Genomic DNA, 761 nt, shown 5'->3' with positions numbered 1-761 from the left:
GAATCAGCTCGCCGTTGGGCCGCATCGGAATGTAATGCAGCGTGGCCATCGGAATGCGGTAGTAGTCGGCGACGTTGATCGCGAGGTCCTGGTAGAGCTGTCCGGTGAAGATCAAATCGGCGCCGGCACCGACCGACATCAGTGACGAGCTCATCAGCTGCCAGTTCCGCAGCACCGGCTCCCATGCGTCGCGCATCAACTTGATGGGCCCGCGCACGAAATTCTTCCAGAAGTCGCGGATGAACTCGTCGCTCCAGAAGTCGTGCATGTCGGGTCCGTAGCCGATGGCCGCCAGGCCTGCTTCCTGCGCGAGCTCAACAAGATTGGGCGGGACGGCCATGGCCACGTCGTGCCCTCGGCGCAGCAGCTCGCGGCCCACAGCCGCCAAAGGCTCGATGTCGCCGCGGGTTCCATACCCGGCGAGGGCGAATTTCGTCACGGGTCCTAGCCTTGCAGTTGCCGTGCACCGGCGACGTCAGGGGTGCCAGTCCTCACCCAATCCGTCCCACGCGCGCGAAGTTTTCCAGAAGGTCGGCGCTCTTGGTGATGCTGTCCGCGGGCTTCGTCATCCGGGCGGCCAGCTCGCGGGCGCGGGAGACGTAGTCGGGGGAGAGGATCTGGCGCAGGTCGGCCACCAGCGACTCGCGCGTGGTTTGGGAAAACGGGCGGGCGACACCGACTTTCAGCCGATCCACCTGGCCCGCCCAGATCTTCTGATCGCTCATGCTCCAAAGGCTCAAGGTGGGTACTCCGGCGCGCAG

2 protein-coding genes are annotated in these 761 nt (G+C 65.2%); both read right to left on the bottom strand.

The window, feature by feature from the left end; genetic code table 11:
- Positions 1-439 (bottom strand): glycosyltransferase (locus A9X04_RS23590; protein ID WP_197509345.1); only part of this gene is annotated, 439 nt, incomplete at its 3' end.
- Between the two features lie 52 nt (positions 440-491).
- Positions 492-761, bottom strand: a 270-nt coding sequence (locus tag A9X04_RS23585; RefSeq protein ID WP_369829005.1) for a glycosyltransferase, incomplete at its 5' end; no start/stop codon positions are given.

Origin of the sequence: Mycobacterium sp. E3247 (genome assembly GCF_001667785.1) — a bacterium.
Taxonomy (GTDB): domain Bacteria; phylum Actinomycetota; class Actinomycetes; order Mycobacteriales; family Mycobacteriaceae; genus Mycobacterium.
The sequence above is the reverse complement of the archived record's forward strand: the minus strand, read 5'-3'. Positions and strand labels throughout refer to the sequence as shown.